The sequence below is a fragment of the Pseudomonas sp. PDM21 genome (assembly GCF_014852505.2).
In the GTDB taxonomy this organism is placed as follows: Bacteria; Pseudomonadota; Gammaproteobacteria; order Pseudomonadales; family Pseudomonadaceae; genus Pseudomonas.
Genome location: NZ_CM181223.1, coordinates 332986 through 351366, shown reverse-complemented (window position 1 = coordinate 351366; position 18381 = coordinate 332986). Strand labels below are relative to the sequence as shown.

Annotated in this window: 18 protein-coding genes and 1 other RNA gene; 7 read left to right on the top strand and 12 right to left on the bottom strand. The window is 66.6% G+C overall.

The annotated features are described in order from the left end of the window. Window positions 1–107: 107 nt before the first annotated feature. Window positions 108–1727 (bottom strand): ABC transporter permease, encoded by a 1620-nt coding sequence (locus IB275_RS01705; RefSeq protein WP_192293878.1) that lies wholly within the window; start codon window positions 1725–1727, stop codon window positions 108–110. 173 nt (window positions 1728–1900) lie between these two features. On the opposite strand from IB275_RS01705, the gene IB275_RS01700 reads away from it, so the two are divergent. Further along, window positions 1901–2239 carry a hypothetical protein gene (locus IB275_RS01700; protein WP_081519536.1) on the top strand — a complete coding sequence of 113 codons (339 nt, stop codon included), beginning with the start codon at window positions 1901–1903 and terminating at the stop codon, window positions 2237–2239. Between the two features lie 15 nt (window positions 2240–2254). Here IB275_RS01700 and IB275_RS01695 read toward each other — a convergent pair whose 3' ends face one another. The 6 genes from IB275_RS01695 to IB275_RS01670 all read right to left on the bottom strand — a co-directional run bounded on the left by IB275_RS01695 (window position 2255) and on the right by IB275_RS01670 (window position 8215). Next, on the bottom strand, window positions 2255–3256 hold the full coding sequence (locus tag IB275_RS01695; RefSeq protein ID WP_081519535.1) for a Fe(3+) ABC transporter substrate-binding protein: 1002 nt from the start codon (window positions 3254–3256) through the stop codon (window positions 2255–2257). Window positions 3257–3376: 120 nt separating this feature from the next. Continuing rightward, window positions 3377–4594 carry a 2-octaprenyl-3-methyl-6-methoxy-1,4-benzoquinol hydroxylase gene (locus IB275_RS01690; protein WP_192293880.1) on the bottom strand — a complete coding sequence of 406 codons (1218 nt, stop codon included), beginning with the start codon at window positions 4592–4594 and terminating at the stop codon, window positions 3377–3379. A gap of 50 nt (window positions 4595–4644) precedes the next feature. After that, the gene (locus IB275_RS01685) at window positions 4645–5127 is read right to left on the bottom strand and encodes a DUF4442 domain-containing protein (RefSeq protein ID WP_192293882.1); all 483 of its coding nucleotides are present in this window, start codon (window positions 5125–5127) and stop codon (window positions 4645–4647) included. A gap of 4 nt (window positions 5128–5131) precedes the next feature. After that, entirely contained in the window at window positions 5132–6316 is a 1185-nt protein-coding gene (ubiH, locus tag IB275_RS01680) for a 2-octaprenyl-6-methoxyphenyl hydroxylase (protein WP_192293884.1), read from the bottom strand. Window position 6317: 1 nt separating this feature from the next. Beyond that, window positions 6318–7652 carry a Xaa-Pro aminopeptidase gene (gene pepP / locus IB275_RS01675; RefSeq protein WP_081519531.1) on the bottom strand — a complete coding sequence of 445 codons (1335 nt, stop codon included), beginning with the start codon at window positions 7650–7652 and terminating at the stop codon, window positions 6318–6320. An 8-nt stretch (window positions 7653–7660) separates the two neighbouring features. Next, window positions 7661–8215 (bottom strand): UPF0149 family protein, encoded by a 555-nt coding sequence (locus tag IB275_RS01670; RefSeq protein WP_192293887.1) that lies wholly within the window; start codon window positions 8213–8215, stop codon window positions 7661–7663. Window positions 8216–8397: 182 nt separating this feature from the next. Here IB275_RS01670 and IB275_RS01665 point away from each other — a divergent pair, with 182 nt between their 5' ends. The 4 genes from IB275_RS01665 to IB275_RS01650 all read left to right on the top strand — a co-directional run bounded on the left by IB275_RS01665 (window position 8398) and on the right by IB275_RS01650 (window position 9782). Beyond that, window positions 8398–8607 (top strand): TIGR02449 family protein, encoded by a 210-nt coding sequence (locus IB275_RS01665; RefSeq protein WP_017521390.1) that lies wholly within the window; start codon window positions 8398–8400, stop codon window positions 8605–8607. Further along, on the top strand, window positions 8604–8933 hold the full coding sequence (locus tag IB275_RS01660) for a cell division protein ZapA (protein WP_045213134.1): 330 nt from the start codon (window positions 8604–8606) through the stop codon (window positions 8931–8933). Before IB275_RS01665 ends, IB275_RS01660 begins: the two co-directional genes overlap by 4 nt. A gap of 31 nt (window positions 8934–8964) precedes the next feature. After that, window positions 8965–9143: non-coding RNA, 6S RNA (ssrS, locus tag IB275_RS01655), on the top strand. 9 nt (window positions 9144–9152) lie between these two features. Beyond that, window positions 9153–9782, top strand: coding sequence for a 5-formyltetrahydrofolate cyclo-ligase (locus IB275_RS01650; protein ID WP_192293889.1), 630 nt, complete (start codon window positions 9153–9155; stop codon window positions 9780–9782). 24 nt (window positions 9783–9806) lie between these two features. On the opposite strand, the gene IB275_RS01645 is transcribed toward IB275_RS01650, so the two are convergent. After that, a complete protein-coding gene (locus tag IB275_RS01645) occupies window positions 9807–9941 on the bottom strand; it encodes a hypothetical protein (protein WP_128082560.1) in 135 nt (44 codons plus the stop codon). A gap of 324 nt (window positions 9942–10265) precedes the next feature. Here IB275_RS01645 and IB275_RS01640 point away from each other — a divergent pair, with 324 nt between their 5' ends. Together IB275_RS01640 and IB275_RS01635 are read left to right on the top strand one after the other, a co-directional pair. Then, the gene (locus IB275_RS01640; RefSeq protein WP_192293896.1) at window positions 10266–10727 is read left to right on the top strand and encodes an EVE domain-containing protein; all 462 of its coding nucleotides are present in this window, start codon (window positions 10266–10268) and stop codon (window positions 10725–10727) included. Window positions 10728–10771: 44 nt separating this feature from the next. Next, window positions 10772–12631: a sensor domain-containing diguanylate cyclase gene (locus IB275_RS01635; RefSeq protein WP_192293903.1), complete on the top strand. Its 1860-nt coding sequence runs from the start codon at window positions 10772–10774 to the stop codon at window positions 12629–12631. A gap of 46 nt (window positions 12632–12677) precedes the next feature. Here the strand turns inward: IB275_RS01635 and IB275_RS01630 are convergent, their stop codons facing one another. The 4 genes from IB275_RS01630 to IB275_RS01615 form a co-directional block, all read right to left on the bottom strand. Then, window positions 12678–13802 carry an ABC transporter permease gene (locus IB275_RS01630; RefSeq protein WP_138213177.1) on the bottom strand — a complete coding sequence of 375 codons (1125 nt, stop codon included), beginning with the start codon at window positions 13800–13802 and terminating at the stop codon, window positions 12678–12680. Between the two features lies 1 nt (window position 13803). Then, window positions 13804–16539 (bottom strand): ribosome-associated ATPase/putative transporter RbbA, encoded by a 2736-nt coding sequence (rbbA, locus tag IB275_RS01625; RefSeq protein WP_192293905.1) that lies wholly within the window; start codon window positions 16537–16539, stop codon window positions 13804–13806. Then, window positions 16536–17609 (bottom strand): HlyD family secretion protein, encoded by a 1074-nt coding sequence (locus tag IB275_RS01620; RefSeq protein ID WP_192293907.1) that lies wholly within the window; start codon window positions 17607–17609, stop codon window positions 16536–16538. Before IB275_RS01620 ends, rbbA begins: the two co-directional genes overlap by 4 nt. Window positions 17610–17828: 219 nt before the next feature. Then, window positions 17829–18242, bottom strand: coding sequence for a flagellar basal body-associated protein FliL (locus IB275_RS01615; protein WP_138519768.1), 414 nt, complete (start codon window positions 18240–18242; stop codon window positions 17829–17831). Window positions 18243–18381: the final 139 nt, after the last annotated feature.

Genomic DNA, 18381 nt, shown 5'->3' with positions numbered 1-18381 from the left:
TTCTCCTTCCGGGCGAGGCGGGTGCGGAGCGCGAGTACGGCCCGCACGAAACGCGCGCATTGTAGTCGCATGGCAGGACTCTGGACAGCTTGTCCGACGGCCGATTCTCAGGGCCGCGAAGAACCGCTCTGGCGCGCGGATCGACGGATCAGGCCGATCACCGGGAACAACCCCACCAGCACCAGCGTCAGAGCAGGCAGCGCGGCACGCGCCCACTCGCCCTCGCTGGTCATCTCGAAGACGCGCACGGCCAGGGTGTCCCAGCCGAACGGGCGCATGAGCAAGGTCGCCGGCATCTCCTTGAGCACGTCGACGAACACCAGCAGCGCGGCGCTCAGCGCCCCCGGCAGCAGCAGCGGCAGGTAGACGCGAAAGAACAGGCCGGCACCACCGACACCCAGGCTGCGGGAAGCTTCCGGAAGCGACGGGCGAATTCTCGCCAACGCACCCTCCAGCGGGTTGTAGGCCACCGCCATGAAGCGGATCAGGTAGGCCACCAGCAGCGCCCCGAGGCTGCCCAGCAGCAGCGGCTTGCCGGCGCCGCCCATGGCGCTGGAGAGCGGGATCACCGCGTGATTATCGAGCCAGCTGAAAGCCAGCATGATCGCCACCGCCAGCACCGAGCCGGGCAGCGCATAGCCAAGGTTGGAGATACCCACCGCCGAGCGCACTGCCGGCGTCGGCGACAGCCGCCGGGCGAAGGCCAGCAGCAGCGCCACGGCCACCGTCAGCACCGCCGCGAAGCCCCCCAGGTAGAGGCTGTGCAGGATCAGGCCCCAGTAGCGCTCATCGAGGTCGAACCGGCCCTTCTGCCAGACCCAGACCACCAGCTGCAGCACCGGAATGACGAAGGCGCAGGCGAACACCAGCAGGCACCAGGCGCTGGCGGCGAAGGCCTTCCAGCCGTGCAGCCTGTAAAGCGCCGCGCCGCGCGGACGCTCGTTGGGCACGCCGCTGCGGCCACGGCTATAGCGCTCGCCCAGCAGCACCAGCATGACGAACAGCAGCAGCAGGCTGGCCAGCTGGGTAGCGCTGGAGAGACTGTAGAAGCCGTACCAGGTCTTGTAGACAGCAGTGGTGAAGGTATCGAAGTTGAACACCGACACGGTGCCGAAATCCGCCAGGGTCTCCATGATCGCCAGCGCCAGCCCGGCGCCGATGGCCGGCCGGGCCATCGGCAGGGCGACGCGCCAGAAGGCCGCCAGCGGCGACAACCCGAGCACCCGCGCCGCTTCCATGAGCCCGCGTCCCTGGGCGAGGAAGGCGGTTCGCGCGAGCAGGTAGACATACGGATAGAAGACCAGCACCAGCACCGTGATAACGCCGCCGGTGGAGCGTACGCGCGGCAGCCGCAGGCCGCTGCCGAACCACTCGCGCAGCAGCGTCTGCACGGGGCCGGAGAAGTCCAGCAGACCGACGAAGACAAACGCCAGCACATAGGCCGGCACCGCGAAGGGCAACATCAGCGCCCAGTCCAGCCAGCGCCGGCCGGGGAATTCGCAGAGGCTGGTGAGCCAGGCCAGGCTGACGCCCAGCACGGTCACGCCAACGCCCACGCCGGCCACCAGCACCAGGGTATTGCCCAGCAGGCGCGTCATCTGGGTTTCCCACAGGTGCGACCAGATTTCGCGGTCGATCTGGGCCCAGCTCAGCAGCAGGACGCTGATGGGCAGCAGGACCAGGGCGGCGACGGCGAAAGTGATGGGGTACCAGCGGTTGGCGCGCATGCGTTGGGTGTTTCCAGAACATCAGGGGGTCGTGGGAAGTGCCGCCGGGCTGCCGTCGGAAATTTCCCTCATTGAAATCGAATTCGCCCGATCCTCACCTGGCAGGGATAAAGCGCAAGGTACAGCGGTCGAATCGGCCACTCTGCCACCGCCGTCCCCAAGGAAAAAGTCCCATGTCGTCACTCTGCCGCCTGTCCGGCCTGCTGCTGTTGCCGCTCTGCAGCCTGGCCCTGGCCGACGAACCCACCCCTGTCGAATCCTGCCTGGCCATGGCCATCGGCAAGGTCGCCGCGGACCCGCAGCTGCAGGAGCGCTGGCAGCAGACCTGGATCGAGCCGGGCTCGATCCGCGAGGAAGCCTATGAAGGCTCGGTCGACGGTCAGACGGCGAGCAAGCGGCTGGTCGCGCAACTGCGTCGGGGCGAGCAGTCCGACGGCGAATTCATCTGCCTGCTGAGCGGTGAGGGCAAGGCACTCTCCGTCAGCCATTCGGACGATGCCGGCGCCCGTTGAGGCGCCGGATTCCGGTCAGTTCCAGCCGGCGCGATCCATCAGCTTGATCGCTTCGGCCTGACGCTTGCCGGCGATTTCCACCGGGATGCTGTCGGCCTTGAACTCACCCCAGGCCGCCACTTCCTGCGACGGCGCCACTTTCGGGTTGGCCGGGAATTCCTGGTTGATGCCGGCGAACAGCGACTGGGCGTCCGGCCCGGTCATCCACTCCACCAGCTTCTTCGCGGCTTCCGGGTGCGGCGCATGCTTGGTCAGGCCGATGCCCGACAGGTTGACGTGCACGCCACGGTCGCCCTGGTTCGGCCAGAACAGCTTCACCGGCAGCTGCGGATTGTCCTTGTGCATACGGCCGTAGTAGTAGGTGTTGACGATGCCGACGTCGCACTGGCCGGCGGCGATGGCCTGCAGCAGCGCGTTGTCGTCGGAGAACACGTCGGTCGCCAGGTTGTTCACCCAGCCCTTGAGGATTTCCTCGGTCTTTTCGGCGCCATGGGTCTCGATCAGGGTCGCGGTCAACGACTGGTTGTAGACCTTCTTCGCGGTGCGCAGGCACAGGCGGCCTTCCCACTTCGCATCGGCCAGCTCTTCGTAGGTCGACAGTTCCTCGGGCTTCACCCGCTGGGTCGAATAGGCGATGGTCCGTGCGCGCAGCGACAGGCCGGTCCAGCTGTCGGTGCCGGAGCGATACTGCGGCGGGATGTTGGCATCCAGGGTCGGCGAATCGAAAGGCTGCAGGATGCCCATCTTCTCGGCCTGCCAGAGGTTGCCGGCATCGACGGTGAGCAGCAGGTCGGCCGGGGTGTTGGCGCCTTCGGCCTTGATCCGCGCCATCAGCGGCGCTTCCTTGTCGGTGATGAACTTGATCTTCACCCCGGTCTTCTCGGTGTAGGCGTCGAACACCGGCTTGATCAGCTCGTCGATGCGCGAGGAGTAGACCACCACTTCGTCGGCGGCCTGGGCGGTGCTACCGAGGGCGGCCAGCAGGAGGGTGGCGAGAAGACCTTTGCGCGCGAGCATGGGCGTGTCCTTTACGGGAAAGATATCCCTCAAATGATAAGGAACCTCATTTGCTAACGAGCCGCGCGTTTGTGTCGGGGTGTTTCGATGGGGTGCGGTCTGGGGTCGCGGGCGCCCTGATCACACCCGCGCCAGATTCGGCAAGTCCCCCGACAGCCCCAGCGCCTGGCGCACGAACACGCCCTTGGCCTCATGGTGCTTGTCCACCAGGCGCAGCCCGGCGTTGCGCAACCAGCGCACCGCCAGCGGGTCGGCCTGGAACAGGCGCTGGAAGCCTTCCATCGCCGCCATCATCGCCAGGTTGTGCGGCATACGGCGACGCTCGTAGCGGCTCAGCACACGTTCCTCGGCAATGTTCTCGCCACGGGCGTGGGCATGCTCGAGCACCTCGGCGAGCACCGCGGCATCCAGGAAGCCCAGGTTCACGCCCTGCCCGGCCAGCGGGTGGATGGTGTGCGCGGCGTCGCCGATCAGCACCAGCCCCGGCTCCACGTAGCGCTTGGCGTGGCGCTGGCGCAGCGGGATGCACAGGCGGCGGTCGGCATGCTCGATGGCGCCCAGGCGCTGCTCGAAAGCGAGGCCCAGAGCCTTGCAGAAGCCTTCGTCGTCCAGCGCCATGAGCTTTTCCGCCTGCTCCGGGGTGGTCGACCAGACGATCGAGCACCAGTGTGCGTCGCCCTCTTTCGCCAGCGGCAGAAAGGCCAGCGGGCCGTCGTCGGTGAAACGCTGCCAGGCGGTGGCCTGGTGCGGCTTCTCGCAGCGCACGCTGGTGACGATGGCGTGGTGCAGGTAATCCCACTCGCGGGTGGCGCAGCCGGCCAGGCGGCGTACCGCGGAGTTGGCGCCGTCGGCGGCAACCACCAGGGGTGTGCGGATTTCGCGGCCGTCGGAAAGGCTCAGCAGCCAGTCGTCGCCGGAGTGGCGCAGCTGCTCCAGGCGCGCATTGGGCAGCAGGCCGAGGGCGGAGTCATGCAGACGCTCCAGCAGGGCGTCCTGTACCACGCGGTTTTCGACGATGTGGCCGAGCATCTCGGCATGCACGCTGGCGGCGCTGAAGTGGATCTGCCCGGTCCCCGAGCCGTCCCACACCTGCATCTCGCAGTAGGGCTCGGCGCGCCGTGCGGCGATGCCGTCCCAGGCATGCAGGCGCTGGAGGATGCGCCGGCTGGCCTCGGACAGCGCACTGACGCGCGGTTCGAAGGGCGCTTCGCGGTCGAACGGCTTGACGCTCAGCGGCGAGCCGTCCAGCAGCAGGATATCCAGCCCGCTGCCTTCCAGGGCCAGGGCCAGCGCGCTGCCGACCATTCCCGCCCCGACGATAACCAGATCCGCGTGCATGTGCGTTCCTTCTTCAGCGGCCCGCGCAGCAACTGCGCGGGCATCGAAATTCAAGCGGCCTGCCGCGGGCGCGGCTTGAGCCGGACGTACAGGGTCTTCTGCACCCGCGCCACCAGGGTGCCTTCGCCGTCACGCACTTCAGCGTGCAGGCGCGGCAGGTATTTCTCGCCCGTGGCGGTCTGCTCGCGGATGTCGTCGAGCAGGTGCTGGTCGATACGGAAATCGGCATACACCGGCCCCTTGCCGGGGCTGACGAATTCGATGTTGGCAGCCTTGTCCCAGACGATGTAGTCGCGCCCCAGGTTCTCCATCAGCATCAGCATGAAGAACGGGTCGGTCATGCTGTACAGGCTGCCGCCGAACTGCGTGCCGACGTAATTGCGGTTGAACAGGTTCAGGCCCATCTTCACGCGGATCTCGCGAAAATCCGCGCTGATGTGACGCACTCGCACTCCGGCGCCGAGGTACGGCGGGTAGAGGTTCAGGCCGATGCGCAGCAGGCGGGCGCGGTGCGGGCTCTTGCGTGCTTGCATCGACTCAGACCGGTCGGGCGCCCAGGCCCATGGCCTGGCGGGCGAACCAGCGCTTGGCCGGTGGCAGCAGGTCGAGGCCGAGCAGGCCGATGTTGCGGCCGGTGGCCAGCAACGGCTGGGCATTGGAGAACAGGCGGGTGACGCGGTCGGAGAAACCGACAGTCATCTGCTGGTCCAGGCGCTGGCCATCCAGGTAGCGCTGCAGCACGGCGAAATCGCCCGGCGCGGCCTCTTCCTGCAACAGGCAATCGCCCAGGGCCTTGGCATCGCGCAGCGACAGGTTGAAGCCCTGCCCGGCAATCGGGTGCAGGCTGTGGGCGGCGTTGCCCAACACGACGAGGTGCGGGCGAATCTGCTCGTCGGCCTCGGTCAGGCTCAGCGGGTAGCCATAGCGCACGCCAACCTGGCGCAAGGTGCCCAGGCGATAGCCAAAGGCGTCCTGCAGTTCGGCCAGGAAGGCCGCGTCGGACAGCTCGCGCAGGCGCTCGGCGTCACTGCCGTTGCGGGTCCAGACCAGCGCGCAGCGGTTTTCCGGTAGCGGCAGCAGGGCCAGCGGGCCGTTTTCGGTGAAGCGTTCGAAGGCCTGCCCGCGATGGGCCTCGGACGGGCTGATGTTGGCGATCAGCGCGGTCTGCCCGTAGGACGAGGAGCGCACGTTGATGCCCAGTTGCTCGCGCAGGCCGGAGCGGCCGCCGTCGGCCAGCACGGCGAGGTCGCAGTCCAGCTGCGAGTCGTCGTCCAGGGTCAGGCGGTAGCCGTCGCCCACGGCATCCATCCGGCGCACTTCGGCCGGGCAGCGCCAGCTCACCACTTCCGGGTCGAGCGCATGCCACAGGCACTGGCCGAGCCAGGCGTTCTCCACCACGTAGCCGAGGGCGGGAACGCCCTCTTCCACCGCCGTCAGGCGCGCGGCGCCGAAGCGGCCGCGGTCGGAGACGTGGATCTGGGTGATGGGTTCGGCGCGCTGCGATATCTGTTGCCAGAGCCCCAGGCGCTCGTAGATCTGCCGGCTGCCGAAGGACAGCGCCGAGGAACGCGCGTCATAGCTGGGCTGGTAGGCATCGCCAGGGGCGAAGGGCTCGATCAGCACGATCTGCCAGCCGCGCGCGCGGGCACCGGCCTGGAGGATCAGCGCAAGGCTTGCGCCGACGAGCCCGCCACCGATGATGGCCAGTTGCGTACGTTGCATGTCAGGCGGCCTGGGCCTTGGCCTCGGCCATCAGCGCTTCGATCTCGGCGACGGTTTTCGGCACGCCGTTGGTCAGCACTTCGCAACCAGTTTTCGTCACGACCACATCGTCCTCGATGCGTACGCCAATGCCGCGCCACTTCTTCGGCACGTCGGTGTTGTCCGGGGAGATGTAGATGCCCGGCTCGACGGTCATCGCCATGCCCGGTTCGAGCACGCGCCACTCGCCGCCGACGCGGTACTCGCCGACATCGTGCACGTCCATGCCCAGCCAGTGGCCGGCACGGTGCATGTAGAAGGCCTTGTAGGCTTCGCGCTCGATCAGCTCGTCGACGTCGCCCTTGAGCAGGCCCAGCTCCACCAGGCCGGCGGTGATGACCCGCACGGTGGCCTCGTGGGCTTCATTCCAGTGGCGGCCCGGAGCGATGTAGTCGAAGGCCGCCATGTTGGCATCCAGCACCAGCTGGTAGATGGCCTTCTGCTCGGGGCTGAAGGTGCCGCTGGCGGGGAAGGTGCGGGTGATGTCGCTGGCGTAGCAGTCGATCTCGCAGCCGGCGTCGATCAGGATCAGGTCGCCGTCCTTGATCTGCGCGTCGTTCTCCCGGTAGTGCAGGATGCAGGCGTTGCGGCCGGTGGCGACGATGGAGCCGTAGGCCGGCATCTTCGCGCCGCCCAGGCGGAAGGCGTATTCCAGCTCGGCCTCCAGGTGGAACTCGTAGAGGCCCGGACGGCAGGCCTGCATGGCGCGGATGTGCGCACCGGCGGAGACTTCCGCGGCATAGCGCATCACCTTCACCTCGCCGGCGCTCTTGTACAGGCGCTGGTCGTGCAGCAGGTGGTCGAGGGCGACGAATTCGTTTGGCGGCTGCGCGCCCTGGCGCGCCTTGGAGCGGATCACGTTGATCCAGTCCATCAGCCGGCGGTCAAATTCCTGGTTGGCGCCCAGCGCGTAGTACACGCGGTCGCGGCCCTCGATCAGGCCGGGAAGGATGTCGTCGATATCGCCGATGGGGAAGGCATCGTCGGCGCCGAAAGTGCCGATGGCACCGTCCTGGCCGGCGCGCAGGCCGTCCCAGAGCTCACGCTCCGGATCGCGTTCGCGGCAGAACAGCACGTACTCGCCATGCTCGCGGCCGGGGATCAGCGCCATCACCGCTTCCGGCTCGGGGAAGCCGGTGAGGTACTGGAAATCGCTGTCCTGGCGGTAGACGTGCTCGACGTCGCGGTTGCGGATGTACATCGGCGCCGCCGGGAGAATGGCGATGCTGTTGGGTTCCATCTGCGCCATCAGCGCCTTGCGACGACGGGCGTATTCCGACTTGGCGATACGGATCATGCGCGACCTCAATGCAGGGAGGGTTTCTCGGCCGGTGCCGGCACCTTGCCGAATTCGGAGAACAGCAGCAGCGGGGCGACGCGCAGGTATTCCTGCACTTCCATGTAGTCGGCCTCGCCGTCTTCGGATTCTTCCAGCTGGCCGCCGACCTGGGCGATAGCGGCGATGTCCTGCAGCACTTCATCGGCTTCGTCCGACAGGCTGGGGGAGCGCAGCGCCAGGCCGAAGCCGGCGAGGAAGCCCTGGCACCACTGGCCCAGGGCCACGGCGCGATCGGCCAGCGGCGCGTCGTCGTTGGGCAGCATCAGCACCACGGCCATCTCGCCCTGGCTGAAGTCCTGCTGGACCATGCCCAGCAGGCCACCCAGCGCCGCGCCCAGACGTTCGCCCGGTTCGCCGCCGAGCAGCTCACCGGCGGCCTGCAGCCATTCGCCCTGGTCAAAGCCAGACCCGGCGCAGACACGGCCGAGCAGGTGGCCGTGCAGTTCGGCGGGGGAAATGGGCAGGGCAGCCTCGGCGAGCAGGGCGGCGAAGGCGGTATAGGCGGAGCTGGAAGTGGACATGATCGAACCCGGGTGACGGCTAGGCGCCATCAGGCGCCGCGCATAGAATATGGTCCGTTATCCTAGCACCGGCGCACACCGCAAGACCATGTGACGACGCGCCGGGCAGCCGTGCGTTGACCCACCCCCACGGCAGTCCTATATAGTTCTCGATTACTTAAGCAACTCCCAAGCGAGAGCCCATGGAAGACGCCGACCTGCACGCGCTGATCGCCAAGTTCGACCTGCTGCTCCAGCGCCTGGAACAGCTAAAGGCCGAGAACCGGCTGCTGCGGGCGAACGAGAAAAGCTGGCGGGAAGAACGTGCCCATCTGATCGAGAAGAACGATTTGGCTCGGCAGAAGGTCGAAGCGATGATTTTGCGTCTTAAAGCCCTGGAGCAGGACTCATGAGCCAGTCGAATACCCTGAACGTCCAAATCCTCGACAAGGAGTACTGCATCGCGTGCCCTGCGGACGAGCGCGTCAACCTGGAAAGCGCCGCGCGCTATCTGGACAGCAAGATGCGCGAGATCCGTTCCAGCGGCAAAGTGATCGGTGCCGACCGCGTCGCGGTCATGGCGGCCCTGAACATCACCCACGACCTGCTGCACAAGCAGGAGCGCGTGGAGCACGACAGCGGCTCCACCCGTGAACGCGTGCGCGAATTGCTCGAGCGCGTGGATCGCGCCCTGACCACAGACACCCCTACCACCGATAAAGACCAGGGTGAAGTCTGACCAGGGAAATTTCCTTGGGGTATAATCGCCTCGCTCCCTGGTGTGTTTGCCAGTCGGTGATGTCCCTGAGCCGATAATTGCAACAACGGGGGTTGCCAGTTGGGCTGGTGTGCATGTCCGCACGACGGAAAGCCTTAAAGCCTACTGCAACCACCACCTTGAACTCTCGGGTTCAAGGGCTAACCCGACAGCGGCATGTCCGGGGAGCTTTACCCTTCCATGATTCACTCCGATGGTCTTCCCCGCCCTGCCCTGCGCCGCCAGCTGCGCCAGGCCAGACGCGCGCTCACTCCCCTTCAGCAACGTCTCGCCGCCCAGGCCCTGTATCGCCAGCTCGCGCAGCATCCGCTTTTCCGCCGGGCGAAGCACATCGCCCTGTACCTGCCGGCTGACGGCGAAATCGACCCGCGCCCGCTGATGAAGGCTGCGCAGAAGCGCGGCAAGGCGACCTACTTGCCGGTGCTCTCCGACTGGCCGCGCACGCACATGACCTTCCAGCAGGTAGGCATCGGCGAGCGCTGGGTACCCAACCGCTTCAACATCGCCGAACCGCAGGCCGACCGCGGGCGCCAGCGTCCGGCCTGGGCGCTGGACCTGCTGCTGCTACCGCTGGTCGGTTTTGATCCACAAGGCGGCCGTCTCGGAATGGGCAAGGGGTTCTACGACCGGACCCTGGCCTACCTGGGCATGCGCAAAAATTGGCAGAAACCGACATTATTGGGCCTGGCGCACGAGTGCCAGAAGGTCGACAAGCTGGAGCTGGCGAGCTGGGATGTGCCGCTGATGGGCATAGTGACGGACGGCGGCTGGTATGGCCGTCTCGCGACGGAATCGCGTTCCTTGCGATAACCGTGGCGGCAGCAGTCCCCTGGATCAGGGCTGCTGGGTGACCTGCACCGGGGCGTTGCCCTGGCGTTGTTCCCACAGGCTCTGGGTGTAACCGGTAGTGACGACACCCAGACCGAAAAGTATTACCAACACCCACAAAAGATCAGGCTTGCGTTTCATCGATTGCCTCCCCCTTCCAGGCAAACTGTCAACGATGGCCGGCGGTGGTTTTTTTATCCGTCCGGCAGGCCAAGCTAAAAACGGCGGCATTCTCCGACAATGAAAAGCTTCTCGCAATTCTGACGCCAACCGATCGTCGGAGGAGCAGTCGCCCCCAAAACTTCCGGCACTTTCAGGCAATGTTCATGCCGGGATTCCTACATCTTCTTCCTACAATTTGTTTCCGGCGATCCGGCAGCTTGTCGCAGGGAAACGCCTGCCCGCCTACCCTTAGCCAAATCAGAAAAAGATCATTACCCGCCACGCACAAGGAGACCCTCGCGGATGGCACGCGCTTACTGGCTGATGAAATCCGAGCCCGACGAACTCTCGATCCACGACCTGCAGCGCCTGAAAACGGCGCGCTGGGACGGCGTGCGCAATTACCAGGCACGCAACTTCATGCGCAGCATGCAGCCGGGCGACCTGTTCTTCTTCTACCACTCCAGCTGCCCCGAGCCGGGCATCGCCGGCATCGCGCAGATCGACGGCGAGCCGTACCCCGACCCGACCGCGCTCGACCCGAAAAGCCACTACCACGACCCCAAGGCCAGCGATGAGAAGAACCCCTGGACGGCCCGCGACGTGACCTTCGTCGAGGCCTTCCGCTCGGTGTTGCCGCTGGGCACGCTCAAGGCTCAGGCCGGACTGGAAGAGATGCCCCTGGTGCAAAAGGGCAGCCGCCTGTCGGTGATGCCGGTCACTGCCGAACAGTGGGCGATCGTCGTCGGCCTGGCGCACAAGTAGAGGCACTGTGCTATTAGGTTACTGAAGCCCCCGGAATTCGCCGCATGCACCGCCTTCAGTCCTCACTAGCTTCCTACCTCGGGCTTGGCGGTCTGCTCTGCGTGCTCCTGCTTGCCAGTGCCTGGCTGGGTGAGGAACTGGCGAGCAGCGAGCGGCAGCGCGTACAGGAGCGCCTGACCTACCAGGGACGCAGCCTCGCGCACCAGCTGGAAGCCAACCTGCACGAGCAGGTCCAGGGCCTGGACCTGCTTGCCCAGCTGTGGACCCACCACGGCCGCATGCCCCGTCCCGAATGGGAACTGGACGCACGCTTCTACGTGCGCAGCTTCCCCGGCTACCAGTCGATCCAGTGGGCCGACCCGGAGCTGCGCATCCGCTGGCTGGAACCGCTGCAGGGCAACGAGGCGGCGCTTAACTTCCGGCTCTCCCCGCAGCACCCCAACTACGCGACGGCGATGTCCGCCCGCGACAGCGGCAAGCCGCGCCTGAGCGACAGCGTGGAGTTGGTCCAGGGCGGACGCGGCTTCGTGCTCTACACCCCGGTTTACCTGCGCGATGCCAACAACCAGCTGCAGTTCGACGGCTTCATGCAGGGCGTCTTCCGCGTCGGCCCGCTGATGGACAACCTGCTCAGGCAAGCGGACAACCACCTGTTCAGCGTGCGCCTGCTGGAGCACGGCCGGCCACTCTACGTGCGCGACCAGCCCGCCGGCGATGCCGAGCAGACCCTGCGGGTACCGCTGCGTCTACTCAACAACCGCAGCTTCGAGCTGGAGCTCAGCCCCACTCCGGCCCTTGTGCAGTCTCTGTCCACGCCGTTGCCGATGGTGGTGTTCGGCGGTGGCGTCGCCATCAGCCTGCTGCTGGTGGCAGCGCTGTTTCTCGCTCGCGAGAACGCCCGCCGCGCCACCGCGCTGAGCGCCAGCAACCAGTTGCTCAGCCAGGAAGCAGAGCAACGCCAATCGGTAGAGGCCAACCTGCGCGACAGCCGCGAACGGCTACAACTGGCGCTGGACCTCACCGACTCCAGCCGTGACGCGCTGTTCATCTTCGACCTGCAACAGCGCGAGCTGCTGCACATGAACCGCGCCACCTACAACGGCCTGGGCTACAGCGCCGAGGAGTTCCGCCACCTGCTGCGCGATGACCCGGAGCGGCTGATCCCCGGCTTCCACGCCTGGCTCCAGCTGGTGCAGCAGGCGCATCGGTTGAACCTGTCGATGATCTTCCAGCGCGAGATGCAGCGCCGCGACGGCAGCCTGCAGCCGGCGGAGATCAACACCCAGCTGATCCACCAGGGCGACCGCGACTACCTGATCGCCGTGGCCCGCGACAACAGCGAGCGCCTGCAGCTGGAAGCGCAGCTGCACAAGCTCTCGCAACAGGACGGCCTCACCAGCCTGTTCAACCGCCGCTATTTCGACCGCCAGTTGCAGAGCGAGTGGCGCCGTCTGCGCCGCGCGGACGCGCCGCTGGCGGTGCTGATGCTCGATGTCGACCACTTCAAGCGCTTCAACGACTGCCTCGGCCACCTGGCCGGCGACGATGCGCTGCGGCGCCTCGCCAGTTGCCTGCAGGAGTGCCTGCAACGCGAAGGCGATGTGGCATGCCGTTATGGCGGCGAAGAGTTCGTCATCATCCTCACCGACACCGGACTGGATGGCGCCAGCCACGTCGCCGCACGCATCCACCAGCGCGTGGCGGAGATGGGCATCGCGCATCCGGCCGGCGAGCTGGGACGGCTGACGGTGAGTATCGGCCTGGCCATCGCCACGCCGGGGCAGGACGCCGAGCCGGACCAGTTGATCGCTCAGGCCGACCAGGCGCTGTATGCCGCCAAGCACAGGGGACGCAACCAGACCTGCGTGTGGCCGGTGGATATGGCCGAGCGCACGCTCTCCTGAAAATCACTCGGGCCTGGCATGGGCACTCCACTGCAGGAACAGCAGCTCAGGCCATCTGCCCGATGGTCCGACGGAAGCGCCAGAGCGCGCCGAAGAAGAAAGCCGCACCGATCCCGACGATGGCCAGCAATTGCGGCCAGACGATCGACAGGTCGGCGCCGCGATAGAGGATCGCCTGGGCCAGGCTGACGAAGTGCGTGGTCGGCGCTGCCAGCATGATGTTCTGCACCAGCTCGGGCATGCTCTCGCGCGGCGTGGTGCCGCCGGAAAGAATCTGCAGCGGCATCAGGGTGAGGATTACCAGCAGCCCCAGTTGCGGCATCGAGCGGGCCACGGTGCCGATGAAGATGCCCATGGAAGTGGTGGCGAACAGGTGCAGCGCCGCGCCCAGCAGGAACAGCCCCACCGAACCGCTGATCGGCACGTCCAGCCAGCCGCGCACCACCAGTTGCAGCGAGATCGCCGCCGCCACCAGCACCACGGTGCCCATGGACCAGACCTTGGCCATCATGATCTCGAACGCGGTCAGCGGCATCACCAGCAGGTGTTCCACCGTACCGTGCTCGCGCTCGCGGATCAGCGCGGCGCCGGTGAGGATGATCGACAGCATGGTGATCTGGTTGATCACCTCCATCACCGCGCCGAACCAGGCCTGGGTCAGGTTCGGGTTGAACTCCATGCGCACTGCCAGCTCCGCCGGCATCGCTGGCTCGGCGCGGTAGCGGCTGACGAACTCGCTGACCTCGGTGCCGACGATGTTCTGGATGTAGCCGGCGCCGGAGAAGGCCTGGCCGGTCTGCGTTGCATCGACGTTGACCTGGATCGCCGGCTGCCGCCCGGCCAGCACGTCGCGCTGGAAGTCCGGCGGGATATCCAGGGTGAAGGTGTACAGGCCAACGTCCATGCCGCGGTCCATCTGCGCGTGGCCGATCATTTCCGGCACCCGGAAGTACGGCGGCTGGAAGGCGTTGACGATGCGCGAGGAGAGCTGCGACTGGTCCTCGTCGACGATGGCGATGGGCGCGTGGTGCAGGGTTTCCGGCACGCCGGTGGCCGAACTGTAGACGCCCAGGGTAAAGGCCCAGGCGATCAGGATCAGCATCGCGTAGTCGCGGCCCAGGCTGCGGAATTCCTTGATGCCGAGGTTAAAGATGTTCGCCAGCTTGTTCATCTCAGACCTCCTGTTTCTTCAGGCAGGCCACGCTGAGCAGCGTCAGCACCACCACCATCGCCAGCAACGGCAGGTAGTAGACCCACAGGTCGGCAAAACCCAGCGCCTTGGAGAAGGCGCCACGGCTGACGATGAGAAAATGCGAGGTCGGGTAGAGCTGGCCGATCACCGCCGCCGCGCCTTCCAGCGAGGACACCGGGTGGATCAGCCCGGAGAACTGGATCGCCGGGATCATGGTGGCGATGGCGGTGCCGAACACCGCGGCGATCTGGCTCTTCATGAAGGTCGAGAGCAGCAGGCCGAGGCCGGTGCTGGTCACCACGTAGAGGAACGCGCCGACCAGCAGCGCCAGGAAGCTGCCCTTGAGCGGCACCTGGAACAGCAGCACGGCCATGGCCAGCATCAGCACGAAGTTGATCATGCCCATGCCGATGTACGGCAGCTGCTTGCCGAGCAGGAACTCCAGGCGCGTGACCGGGGTGACGTAGAGGTTGGTGATCGAGCCCAGCTCCTTCTCGCGCACCACGCCCAGGGCGGTGAGCATCGCCGGGATCATGATCAGCAGCAGCGGGATCACCGCCGGCACCATGGCCTTGAGGCTCTCCACGTCCGGGTTGTAGCGGAAGCGCACCTCGGTGCTCGCCGCCGCGCTGGCGGCGCTGCTGCCACTCTGCCGCGCGAGGTCGGCCAGGTAGCTGGCGTGCAGCCCCTGCACATAGCCGAGCACGGTGTTGGCGCGGGTCGGCATGGCGCCGTCGATCCACACGCCTATGGCCGGGTCGGCGCCGCGCTTCAAGTCACGGCCGAAATTCGGTGGGATCTCCACGGCCAGGCTGATGTCACCGCTGCGCAGGCGCCGCTCCAGCTCCTCGGGGTTCTGGATCGGCGCCTTCTCGATGAAGTAGCGCGAGCCGGAAATGTTCAGCGCATAGGCCTGGCTGGTGGTGGTCTGGTCGCGGTCGAGCACCGCGTAGGTGAGGTCCTCGACGTCCATGTTGATGCCGTAGCCGATGATGAACATCAGCAGCGCGGTGCCCACCAGCGCCAGGGTCAGGCGGATCGGGTCGCGGCGCAGTTCCATGGCCTCGCGGCGTGCATAGCTGAACAGGCGCAACCAGCTGAAGCGGTCGCTGCCCTTGTAGCGGGCGGACTCGGCGGGCTGCTCGGGAGCCGGCGTGGCGTCGGCCACCGGGGCGCTGCCGGCGGCCTCTTCCAGGTAGGCGATGAAGGTGGCTTCCAGGGTCGGCAGGCCACGCTTGTCGATCAAGCCCTGCGGTGTATCGCTGTCGAGCACCTTGCCGGCATGCATCAGCGAGATGCGGTCGCAGCGCTCGGCCTCGTTCATGAAGTGAGTGGAGATGAAGATGGTCACGCCGTCGTTGCGCGACAGCTCCACCATCAGCTCCCAGAATCCGTCGCGTGCCACCGGGTCGACGCCCGAGGTGGGCTCGTCGAGGATCAGGATTTCCGGTTTGTGGATCACCGCCACGGCCAGCGACAAGCGCTGGCGGATGCCCAGCGGCAGGCTGTCGGGCAGCTCGCCCTTGACCTTGCCCAGGTCGAAGCGCTGGAGCATCTCCTCGACGCGCGGGCCGATCTGCTCATGCGGGATGTGAAACAGCTTGGCGTGCAGTTCGAGGTTCTGCAGCACCGTCAGCTCGGCGTACAGCGAGAAGGCCTGGGACATGTAGCCGACGCGCCGACGGGTCTCCATGTCATTGGCGTTCACCGGCTGGCCGAACAGCGCGCAGGTACCCTCGCTGGCGGGCAGCAAGCCGGTGAGCATCTTCATGGTGGTGGACTTGCCGCAGCCGTTGGAGCCGAGGAAGCCGAAAATTTCCCCGCGCTCGATGCGGAAGCTGACGCGGTCCACCGCGACGAAATCGCCGAAGCGGCAGGTCAGCCCTTCGGCCTCGATGGCGATCTGCGGCGCGCCGTCAGGCTGCGGCCGCGGTGGAATCACCAGCTTGTGGTGGCCGGCGCGCTTGCTCTCGGGCAACAACGCGATGAAGGCTTCTTCGAGATTCTGCGTACTGGTGTGCGCGCGCAATTCGGCGGGCGTGCCAGTGGCGAGCACCTTGCCGTCGTCCATCGCCACCAGGTGGTCGAAGCGCTCGGCCTCCTCCATGTAGGCGGTAGCCACCAGTACGCTCATGCCTTCGCGGCCAGTGCGGATGCGCGCGATCAGCTCCCAGAACTGGTTGCGCGACAGCGGGTCGACGCCGGTTGTGGGCTCGTCGAGGATCAGCAGGTCAGGGTCGTGGATCAACGCGCAGCACAGCCCGAGCTTCTGCTTCATGCCGCCGGAGAGCTTGCCCGCCGGGCGCTCGGCGAAGGGCGCAAGGCCGGTGCTGTGCAGCAGGTCGGCGATGCGCCGCTCGCGCTCGGACTTGTCGTGGCCGAACAGGCGGCCGAAGAAATCGACGTTCTCGAACACCGAGAGCGTCGGATAGAGGTTCTTGCCCAGGCCCTGCGGCATGTAGGCGATGCGCGGGCACACGGCGCGGCGGTGGCGCGCATCGCGCATGTCGCCGCCGAGCACCTGGATTTCGCCGTCCTGCATCTTCCGCGCACCAGCCAGCAGCGCCAGCAGGCTGGACTTGCCGACGCCGTCCGGGCCGATCAGGCCGACCATGCGGTTGGCCGGGATTTCCAGGGTGACGTCGTCCACTGCGCGGGTCTCGCCGTAGCGCAGCGAGACGCCAGCCAGACGGGCCACGCAGTCGGCGGCGTTCATTGCGGGACCTTGATCTGCAGCTCAGCCGGCCACTGCACCTGCGGGTCGAGACGCAGGTAGGCCATGCCCGGCACGCCGGTCTTCACGTAGGTGATGTACTTCTCCAGCAGGCCCGGATCGAGGCGCGCCTTGACCCGGAACATCAGCTTTTCGCGCTCGTTGGCGGTCTCCACGGTCTTGGGCGTGAACTGCGCGACGCTGGCGACGTAGGACACCTTGGCCGGGATCACGTACTCGGGCACGGCGTCGATCACCAGGTGCACTTCCTGGCCCAGAGCGACCTTGCCGGCCTGGCCCGAGGGCAGGAAGAAGGTCATGTAGACGTCGGCCAGGTCGACCATGTTGAGCAGCTTACCGCCGGCCGCCAGCACTTCGCCCGGCTGCGCCACGCGGTACTGCACGCGGCCGTTGCGCGGGGCCTTGAGCAGGCTGTCGTCGATATCTGCCTGCAGGCGCTCGACGCTCGCGGTGGCAGCCTCTATGGCCGACTGCGCCTCGATCACCTGGGAGCGCGCGGCGGAGATGCCGGCCTGCGCCGAGACCACCTGAGAGCGAGCCGCGGCCAGCGCCGCCTGGGCGCTTTGCAGGGTGGCGCGGTCGTCATCCAGTTGCTGTTGCGGCAGCGCATTTCGTTTGACCAGCTGTTCGGTGCGGGTGAAACGCTTCTGCGCGGCGGTGAGCTCCGCCTGGCGTTGCGCGACTATGGCTTCGGCGGTGGATTTCTCGCTGGTGCGCTGGGCCACCAGGGACTCGGCGGTGAGCTGGGCGTTCTGCGCCCGCCGCACTTCCGCCTGGGCCTGGGCGAGCTGGGCCTGGAGCACCTGGGTGTCCATCTTCGCCACCACGTCGCCGGCCTTCACGAAGTCGCCTTCGTCCACCAGGATTTCCGCCACGCGGCCGGGCAGCTTGGTGGCCACGTCGACTTCGGTGGCCTCGATGCGCCCATTGCCACTGGCGAAACCTTCGGGCAGCCCCGTCGGCTTGAACGTCTGCCAGGCCAGCGCGGCGAGCACGGCCACCACGAGCACCGCGAGACCGCGGGTGCGCCAGCTTTTTGCCTTTCCTGTCATCCGATTTCCCCTTTGTCCAGACGCTCGAATTCGAGCGGATCATGAGGGGATGTTCGGCGACCAGCGGCAAACGGGGTTTGATTCAGGTCAGGCGTGCGCCGGAAATTTCCTACGCGCCTTGTGAGGCGGGGCTTTCAGCCCGGCATTGCGGCGAGCAGCCGCAGCCGGGTGTCGCTTGGCCTGCATGAGGCGCACTCATGCAGCGCAGCCCGGAGGGGATCAGGGCTGGACGATCAGGTTGTTGAACAGCAGGTCGTCCACCAGCGGCTTGCCTTCCTCCTGCTGGAGGGCGGTCTGCACCTGCTTGAGGGCTTCCTGGCGCAGTTTCTCCTTGCCGTCGACGCTGCCGAGGGAGTCGTCGGTCTGCTGGGCGAACAGCATCACCAGTTGGTTGCGGATCAGCGGCTCGTGATGCTCGACCTTCTCGGAGGCCTCCTTGCCGGTGACCTTCAGCGCGATGTCGGCCTTGAAGTACTTCAGGCGCGGACCGCTGCCGTAGTTGCCCACCAGCGCGGGGGTGAGGTCGACGAATACAGGCTTGTTGGCGTCTTCCGGCTTGGCTTCCTCGGATTCGGAAGCCATGACGAAGGTACTGAAGGAAAAGGCCAGCAACAGGGCGAGGAAAGCTCTCAAGGCGATGTCTCCGGATTCGATGGGCAAAGGATAGCCACACTCGCGCCGCCGCCCAAGCTATATCGGGGCATAAGCCCAGGCCATGGTGATTTGCCCTCTGTGCCCGCGCTCCTACACTGGCCCTCTACTCACAAAGAAG